This window comes from Massilia sp. P2_C2 (assembly GCF_056404615.1).
Genome location: NZ_JBFUDR010000270.1, coordinates 1 through 8,581 on the forward strand (window position 1 = coordinate 1; position 8,581 = coordinate 8,581).

An 8,581-nucleotide genomic window follows, 5' to 3' on the forward strand; every position below is an offset into this window, starting at 1 on the left:
CCCGAACCGCCAGGCCTTCCTCGAGATGCTGGAGCGCGAGCTGCAGCGCTCGAAGATCGGCAACAGGAAGTTCGCCGTGCTGTTCATGGACCTGGACGCCTTCAAGCGCATCAACGACACGCTCGGCCACGACGTCGGCGACCAGTTGCTGAAGCAGGTGTCGGAACGCCTGCGCGACACGATCCGCCCCAGCGACCTGATGTCGCGCGGCGACCTGCTGCCGCGCGCCGAGGGCGGCCGCCGGGACGCCAGCCGTATCGAAGGTACGAACCTCGCGCGCCTGGGCGGCGACGAATTCACGATCCTGATTCCCGACCTCGAACGGGTCGAACACGCCCTCAACGTGGCGCACCGCGTGAAGGACGCGATGCGCCGCCCTTTCCTCCTCGAGGGCAACGAGATCTTCGTGACGGCCAGCATCGGCATCTCGCTGTTCCCCGAGGACGGCGACGACAGTACGTCGCTGCTGAAGTACGCCGACACCGCCATGTACCACGCGAAGAACTGCGGCAAGAACAACGCCAAGCTGTACTCGTCGTCGCTGACGATGCAGATCATGAGCCACGTGCGGCTCGAAGTCGGCCTGCGCCGCGCGCTGCAGAACGACGAGCTGTACCTGCTGTACCAGCCGCAGCTCGACGTGCGCTCGTCCGAGATCGTCGGCGTGGAAGCGCTGGTGCGCTGGCGCCACGCGGAGCGCGGCGTCGTCTCGCCCAGCGAGTTCATCCCGCTGGCCGAGGAGACGGGCCTGATCGTGCCGATCGGCGAATGGGTGCTGCGCACCGCGTGCCGCCAGGCGCGCCACTGGCAGAAGCTGGCGCGCCGGCCCGTGCGCATGGCGGTGAACCTGTCGGCCAAGCAGTTCAAGGACGAGAACCTGTCGCAGATCGTGCTGTCGGCGCTGCACGACACGGACCTCGACCCGCGCCTGCTCGAACTGGAGCTGACGGAGGGCACGCTGATGGACGATGCAAAGGCCACGCTGGCGACGCTGGAACAGCTGCGCACCATCGGCGTGTTCCTGTCGATCGACGACTTCGGCACCGGCTATTCGTCGATGAACTACCTGAAGCGCTTCGACGTGCGGGCGCTGAAGATCGACCGCAGCTTCATCAGCGGCCTGCCGCAGGATTCCGAGAACGCGGCGATCACCCGCGCCATCATCGCGATGGCGCACGGCCTCAAGATGATCGTCGTGGCGGAAGGCGTCGAGACGGGCGAACAGCTCGTGCTGCTGGAAGAATACGGCTGCGACCTCGTGCAGGGCTACTACCTCGGCCGGCCCGCGCCGGCCGAGACGGTGACGGGCATGCTGCAGAAGCTGTGGGTGCCGGTCACGGCGCGTTGACTCGTTGGGTGGGCATTTGAGGCCGGGGGGGATTGATGCCGGGGGCATCAATCCAATGAAACGTGCCCACGCGTGACGCATGCGGATTGCGAACGTCCGCGTGGGCACGGGGTGCCCACCCTACCAGGTCTTAGCGTATGAACGTCAGCGTGTGCGTGGTCGCGCCGGGCAGCAGCGGCGACGGCCGGCCCTGCACCCAGTCGGCATGCCCCTTCAGGAAGTACGGCGACAGCGGGTGCCCGCTCTGCCCGCCCGGCATGTCGAACAGCCCTTCTTCCTCGCGCCCCGGCGCCACCGTCAGGCGCTCCGACTGCCCGAACTTCGGCCCCGCCACGCGCGGCAGGTTGGCGTCGCCCGGCAACTGGTCCGGCGGCGCGCTCAACCAGCGGCGCAGCGCCGGCACGGCGATCGTGAACGGATGCGCGATCGTGGCCGTGTTGCGCTGGCCCCAGGTGGCCTGCGCGAGCGGCGTGCCGTCCGCCGTGAGGTCGGCGATGGCGCGGTCGATCGCGGCCAGCTGCAACGCCTGCCAGCTCGCATAGCCGGACGGCAGCCACGCCGCCGGGCGCTCGTCCAGCAGGCGCGCGATGACGACCGGCCAGCGCGACGTGGCGACCACGATGCCCGCTTTCGGATCGAGCTTCGCCAGTTCCGCGTCGACGCCGCCGAACAGCAGGTCGTGCAGCGACCACATGAACTGGCGCGCGAGCCGGTAGCCCACCGACGCCGTGCTGGCGCGGTAATCCCAGCTGCGCTCCAGCAGGCGGCGGAACTCGGCGCGCTGCGGATGGCCCGCGAGGGCGCCCGCATCCAGCGCAGCCAGCGCACGCTCGCGCCAGCGCGCGATGAACAGGGCACGGTCGTCGAGCGACGCCTGGAACGCGGCCGGGACGTCCGTCCGCGCGCCCAGCGCGCGCACGTTGTCGCTCAGCTGGTGCACGCGCGCGCCGAGATCGAAGCCCGCGTCGCCGATCACTTCCGCGCCGGCGCCGGCCAGCTGGCGGCTGTTCGCCGTCACGATCTGGCCGCCGGGCGGGTTCACGACGCGCGGATGCTGCTCCGGCGCCAGCAAGGTGTCCCACGTCGGCACGGCGCCGTCGAACGCGAGCGGGTACGACACGGCTTGTCCACCCTGCGTGCGATGCGGCAGCGCGCCGCCGATCGTCCACGCGATGCCGCCGCGGTCGTCGCCGAGGACGACGTTCTGCGCCGGGATGCCGTCGGCCGCCGCCGCGGCCACCGCCTCGTCGAGGTTCGTCGACGCTTCCAGCTGCAGGTGGTGCAGGTTCAGCGAATCCGGCGAATGCGCGACCCAGTGCACGGCATACATCGTCCCCTCGACCGTGCGGATGGGGCCGAGGCTCGTCTCGAGCACGATCAGCGTCTGCGCAGGCTCGCCTTTCACGAGCAGTGTCTCCGTGTGCGCGACGGGCGTCTCCCAGCCGGAAGGCGTGCGCACCTGGCCGGGGTGGGCCGCGTCCGTGCCGAGGCGGACGAGGTCGAGCGTATCCGCATAACTGTTCGTGAACGCCCAGGCCACGTGGCCGTTGCTGCCGACGATGACGGCCGGCGGCGTCCCCGGCAGGCTCACGCCGACGACGCGGCGCGGCCGGCCCTGCGCGTCCGGGAAGCGCAGCGCAAGGCGGTACCAGGTATTCGGCAGCTGCAGGCCCAGGTGCATGTCGTCCGACACGATGGCGCCGCCATGCGTCGTGCGTGAGCCGGCGATCGCGTAGTTGTTGCTGCCGACCGAATCCGTGAAGGCGACGCCCGCCACCTGGCGCGCGGGCACGGCATCCTTGCGGCCCCACCAGGCGGGCGCCGTCGGCGGAATCGCAACGGGCGCCAGTTCGACGGCGGGCGCGTCCAGCGGCGTATCCCACGACGTCGCTTCCGGCAGCAGGAAAGCGCGCTGGGCCGGGTCCAGATGCGCGGCGAGCCAGCCCCGTGACAGCTCGCGCGGCTCCTGGTTGCCCTGCAGGTCGAAGTACATGGCCCACATGGCCAGCAGCGAATCGGCAGGCGTCCACGGGCGCGGCGTCGTACGGCTCAGCAGGTATTCGAACGGCCGGGCGCGCAGGCCGTTCAAGCCATCGTTGATGCCGGCGGTGTAGCGTTCCAGCATCGTCCGTTCGGCCGGCGTCAGGCGTTGCAAGACCTGTTCCGCGCGGGCGCGGAAGCGGTGCAGGCGATGCGCGCGGTCGACCGGCAGCGCCTTCGGCCCGAACAGCTCGGCCAGCTCGCCGGCGGCACTGCGGCGCAGCAAGTCCATCTGGAAGAAACGTTCCTGGCCATGCAGGAAGCCGGTGACATAGCCGACGTCGAGCCGGCTGGATCCGCTGATCGTCGGCACGCCGTTGTCGTCGCGTTCGACCGTCACCTTCGCCGACAGCAGCGGCGACTGGCGCTGCCCGTCGAGCTCGGGCAGGCTGCCGCGCAGGGTCATCCAGGCGCCACCCGCGACGAGTACCGGCAGCACGACGACCCCGACCGCCACCCGCCGTCCCCACACCCGCCATCCACGTTGTCGCATGCCGCTCATCCCTTCGAAAAAAGCGCATCTTGCCAGAAATTGCAGCTCGGGGCGAGTGCGGGACACTCCGCGCACTCCGTAGTTCCCCATGCCCGATTGAGCGAGCTTGATAACCGGTCGACCCGGCCCACTAAGCTGGGGACAGGCGCGCAGGACGCGCGCCGCGCAACGCCGGCGGTGGTTCGCAGGCTGCGGCTTCGTTGGAATCGTCGAGAAGGCAATGACTCGCGTATTTACCCTGAGGTGTCCCCGCATGCCGGCGGTGTACGTCACGGTCGCGCTGGCGGGCGCGCTTTCGGCCTGCGCGACACCGCAGGAGCGGGCGGCACAGGCTCAGGCCGAGGCCGCCCAGATGATGACGATCTATGGCCCGGCCTGCTCCCGGCTGGGCTATGTCGAGCAGTCGGATGCCTGGCGCAATTGCGTGATCGCACTCAGTACGAAGTACGACCTGCAGCATTATGGACCGCCTGCGGGCTATTATGGTCCGGGCTATTGGCGGGACGGCTGGTGGGGTCCTTACTGGTGAGGCCGTTGCCGAGGTGATCCATCAACCTGCGGGCGCACTCGGCCTTCGTGACGGCCTCGCGCTGTGCCAGCAKGCGCTCMAAGACCTGCTGGATATGCCGGACCAGTTCCGGATAGCGGGCGTCAGGCGGATGCAGACTGAAGCGCACGAGCGGCGCGCCTGCGAGCATGGCCGCCGTCGCGTCCGCCACACGTGGCGACAGGAGGCGGCCGCCGCGGTTGCGTGCGGCGTAGACGAGCGAGGGCGACAGGATCGCCCGCGTGCCGTGGCGGTTGTTCTGCACGAATGGCGGGTGCAGGTCGCGTTGCAGGTCGTGTGGGTCGTGTGAGTCGTGTGGGAGCGGTCCAGTCCAGTTGCCTGGGTCAAACTGCTTGTTCGAACTGTCCTGTCCGGAGTAATTGCCCCGCCCGCCTTGCGCATTGCCGTTGCCGTTGCCGTTGCCGTTGCCGTTGCCGTTGCCGTTGCCGTTGCCGTTGCCGTTGCCGTTGCCGAGGCTGCCACCACTACCGTTGCCATGGCCATGCTGTACGCTCGCGCCCTGGCCGCCGCGATAGCCCTGCGCGCCACCGGCATGTCCGGATGCGTGACCGCGTTCATGCGTGGGCCGTGCACGTGCGGCTTCGCCATCCCGGTCGGCACGACGCCCCCCTCCACCCGGCAGGCAATGGAAATGGCTGAACGTCGTCGTGTACGCGAACGGCGCGTCGCGCAGGGCCCGCCACGCACCATCACCCAGCAGCCAGGCCGGCGGGATGAAGCCCGTCGGCGTCCAGCCGCGGGCCGCGAACCAGTCGAGGCCGAGGTCCAGGCGCCGCCGCGCTTCCGCTTCCGTCAGCGCCGCAAACTCGCCCTCGCGCCGCGTATACACGCTGCGCAGGAAGCGGGTCCGCAGGCCGCCGCCGCTGGCTTCCGTGTCGAGGTGGCTGTAGCCGTGCAGCGCCAGCTCGTCGCCACGCTCCAATGCCACGTTCAGGCAGGCCTCCATGACCGGCGACTGTTCGGGACGGAAGTGGTAATGCGGCACGACGAGCCAGGTCAGCGGGATATCCGCGACGGCGCGCACGGCTTCCACGAGGCGCAGGCAATCGCTCCACGTGGCCGGCGCCACGTCGTGGATCGAGACACACAGCATGTGCCCGTCGGTCGGCCAGTCAGTCCATGACACGGATGCGCTCCCTCTCGTCGACGGCATCGTGCAGCACGTGGGGATGTCCGCCCAGCAACGCGTCGTAGCGGGCGATCACCTGCGGCAGGATTTCGTTCCAGTCGTAGCGCTCGACGGCCTTGCGCCGGGCGGCCTCGCCCATGCGCGCCAGGTCGCGCTGGAAGATGGCTTCGATCGCACCGGCAAGGCTGCCGACATCGTTCGGCTCGGCCAGGATGCCCGTTTCCGTATCGACCAGCTCCGCCACCCCACCCTTGTTCGTGCCGACGACGGGCAAGCCGCACGCCATTGCCTCGAGCACGATCAGGCCGAACGTCTCGACGTCRCCGGGGTGCACGAGCACGTCGCAGCTGGCCAACAGGCAAGCCAGCTGGCGCTGGTCGCGGCGGAACGGGATGTGCGTCACGCGGTCGCAATACGGCAGCACGCCGCCGCCGCCGACGAGGATCAGGTGGTAAGGATCGCCCAGCAGGCGCACGGCTTCGATAAGCACGTACAATTTCTTTTCCGGCGTGAAGCGGCCCGCATAGACGAGCAGGCGCGCGTCCGGATCGAGGCCCAGGTGTTCGCGCAAGGTGGCGTCGCGGCGTTGCGGTCGGAATACGCTGCTGTCGATGCCGAGCGGCTGGTGCACGGCGCCGTGCACGCCGATCTCGTCCAGTTGCGCCACCATGACGCGGCTGGGCGCCAGCACAAGGTCGAACTGGCGGTACAGGTTGGCGAGGTAGCGGCAGGTGCCGTGCGCGATCCAGCGGCCCAGGCGCGGCTGCACGAGGCGTGGCAGGTCGGAGTGGTAGAAGGCGACGGCCGGGATGGCATAACGCTTGCGCATGCGCAACGCGGCCCAGGCGCAGTGGCCGGCATCGCCCGCCTCGACGACGTCCGGCTGGACGGATTCCAGCAGGCGTACCGGCCCCGCCACGGACAAAGGCATGCGAAACCCATGGAAACCCGGCACGCCGGCGGACGGGATTTTCACGAGCGCGGGCACCGTATGGTCGCACGTCTCCACGTTGGAACTCATGATCGTGTGCCGGACGCGGCTGCGTCGTGCCAACCAGTGCGCCTTGGCGTTCAGGTAGGTACTGACGCCGCCTCCTTCGGCCGCGTAAAACATGGTGATGTCGACGAGATGCATGCTTGGGGTCCGCTAAGTATCCCCACGATAGCAGTGTACGCGGTGCGCCGTATTTGCGCATGGTCAAGCGGACGCCACCACCTGCCGGGAGCCGGACCCGTGGCGCATGGGAGGGCACGATGCGATTGTTGCCGTGTGCGACGAGGGTCGAGCTCCCTTGCGGGGAGGCCCATTATGCACTGCGCCTGTCGAGCATGGCGCGCGCGATGGTGCCCGCGTCCACATACTCGAGCTCGCCCCCGACGGGGACGCCGCGCGCGAGACGGCTGACCTTCAGTCCGCGCGCCTTCAGCATTTCGCTGATGTAATGGGCGGTCGCTTCGCCCTCATTGGTGAAATTGGTGGCGAGCACGACCTCCTTGACCTCGCCATCGTTGGCGCGGCCCACCAGCGTTTCCAGGTGCAGGTCCTTGGGACCGATGCCGTCCAGCGGCGACAAGCGCCCCATCAGCACGAAGTACAGGCCCTTGTAGGTCAGGGTCTGCTCGATCATCATCTGGTCGGCCGGTGTCTCGACCACGCACAGCATGGTCCGGTCGCGCTGCTCGTCGGCGCACAGCTCGCAGACGTCGGTTTCCGAGAAGGTATTGCACATCGCGCAGTGATGCACCGCGTCGACAGCCTGGTACAGCGCGCGCGACAGCATCGCGGCGCCTTCGCGGTCGTGCTGCAGCAGGTGGAAGGCCATGCGCTGCGCCGACTTCGGTCCGACGCCCGGCAGGCGGCGCAAGGCCTCGGTGAGGAAGTCGAGCGATTTGGACATGTGATCAGACGAGCATCAGAACGGCATCTTGAAGCCCGGCGGCAGCGGCAGGCCGGCGGTCAGGCCACTCATCTTTTCCTGCGCGGTGGCTTCGGCCTTGCGCACGGCGTCGTTGAACGCGGCGGCGACGAGGTCTTCCAGCATGTCGCGGTCGTCACCCAGCAGCGACGGGTCGATCGACACGCGCTTGACGTCGTTCTTGCAGGTCATGACGACCTTGACCAGGCCGGCACCGGACTGCCCTTCGACTTCGATCTGGGCCAGCTGATCCTGCGCCTTCTTCATGTTGTCCTGCATGGCCTGCGCCTGCTTCATCAGGCCTGCGAGCTGGTTTTTCATCATGATGTGTTCTCCAAAAAAGTCGGATGGGTAAATCGGATTGCGCGCTTGCCGCTCAGGATACGATCGGCCGGACCGAACCGGGCACGACGAACGCGTCGAACGTGCTCACCATGTCCTGCACGAACGGATCGGCATCGACGGCCGCCTCGGCCTCGCGCTGCAGCCGTTCGCGCCTTGCCTTCGCTTCGGCGCTGGCCGTGTACCAGGTCGGCGCGATCTCGGTCTCGACGTTCACGCGCACGGCCGGGAAGCGTTCCTGCAAGGCCGCGCACAGCTTCTCGCTGTTGCCGCTGGCGCGCAGCGTATCGACGGGCACGCGCAGGCGGAACGTCGCGGCGGCGCCATCGGCCGCGCACTCGATCAGTTCGGTCTGGAAGGCCAGCTGCTGGGCCACGCCGCGCAACGGCAGCGAGGCCGCCAGCGCCGGCCAGTTGCCGTCCCAGTCGATGGCCGGGACCGGCGTGATGACATAGGCGTACGGCGGCGCGGAAGGCGGCGCGACGCGGGCCGGCACGGGCGGTGCGGCCACGCCCGGCGTGGCTACGCCCGGCGTGGCGACGCCCGGCGTAGCGACGCCCGGAGCATCCATCGCGACGGCCGTGTCGTCGGAAAATTCGGTGACCCAGGCCGGCGGCCCGTCATCGGTTGCCGTCTCGTCCCGGGCCGGCGTCTGGCGGACCATCGCCGGCTGCGGCTGGGCCGCGGCCTGGGGCTGCGCCCGCACGGCGGTGGCGGCCGTGTTCGGCGCGGCCTGGTCCCAGGG

General features: G+C 69.2%; 6 protein-coding genes and 1 pseudogene. 1 reads left to right on the plus strand and 6 read right to left on the minus strand.

What is annotated here, in order from left to right:
* On the plus strand, window positions 1-1,348 hold a 1,348-nt coding region (locus AC1DYX_RS24095), incomplete at its 5' end, for a putative bifunctional diguanylate cyclase/phosphodiesterase (protein WP_477263563.1).
* A gap of 130 nt (window positions 1,349-1,478) precedes the next feature.
* On the opposite strand, the gene AC1DYX_RS24100 is transcribed toward AC1DYX_RS24095, so the two are convergent.
* From AC1DYX_RS24100 to AC1DYX_RS24125, 6 genes and pseudogenes are all read right to left on the minus strand, one after another.
* Window positions 1,479-3,881 carry a penicillin acylase family protein gene (locus tag AC1DYX_RS24100; RefSeq protein ID WP_477263565.1) on the minus strand — a complete coding sequence of 801 codons (2,403 nt, stop codon included), beginning with the start codon at window positions 3,879-3,881 and terminating at the stop codon, window positions 1,479-1,481.
* 434 nt (window positions 3,882-4,315) lie between these two features.
* Window positions 4,316-5,575 carry a DUF2334 domain-containing protein gene (locus tag AC1DYX_RS24105; RefSeq protein ID WP_477263567.1) on the minus strand — a complete coding sequence of 420 codons (1,260 nt, stop codon included), beginning with the start codon at window positions 5,573-5,575 and terminating at the stop codon, window positions 4,316-4,318.
* On the minus strand, window positions 5,562-6,713 hold the full coding sequence (locus AC1DYX_RS24110) for a glycosyltransferase (RefSeq protein WP_477263569.1): 1,152 nt from the start codon (window positions 6,711-6,713) through the stop codon (window positions 5,562-5,564). Before AC1DYX_RS24110 ends, AC1DYX_RS24105 begins: the two co-directional genes overlap by 14 nt.
* Window positions 6,714-6,885: 172 nt before the next feature.
* Window positions 6,886-7,476 (minus strand): recombination mediator RecR, encoded by a 591-nt coding sequence (gene recR, locus AC1DYX_RS24115; RefSeq protein WP_477263570.1) that lies wholly within the window; start codon window positions 7,474-7,476, stop codon window positions 6,886-6,888.
* 15 nt (window positions 7,477-7,491) lie between these two features.
* A complete protein-coding gene (locus AC1DYX_RS24120; RefSeq protein ID WP_477263572.1) occupies window positions 7,492-7,818 on the minus strand; it encodes a YbaB/EbfC family nucleoid-associated protein in 327 nt (108 codons plus the stop codon).
* Between the two features lie 52 nt (window positions 7,819-7,870).
* A pseudogene (locus AC1DYX_RS24125) lies at window positions 7,871-8,581 on the minus strand (DNA polymerase III subunit gamma/tau); the annotation flags it as partial.

Bases quoted from the DNA above. Each gene is read 5' to 3' on its own strand.
- AC1DYX_RS24100 (WP_477263565.1), bottom strand. From the start codon at position 3,881: ATGCGACAACGTGGATGGCGGGTGTGGGGACGGCGGGTGGCGGTCGGG.
- recR (WP_477263570.1), bottom strand. From the start codon at position 7,476: ATGTCCAAATCGCTCGACTTCCTCACCGAGGCCTTGCGCCGCCTGCCG.
- AC1DYX_RS24120 (WP_477263572.1), bottom strand. From the start codon at position 7,818: ATGATGAAAAACCAGCTCGCAGGCCTGATGAAGCAGGCGCAGGCCATG.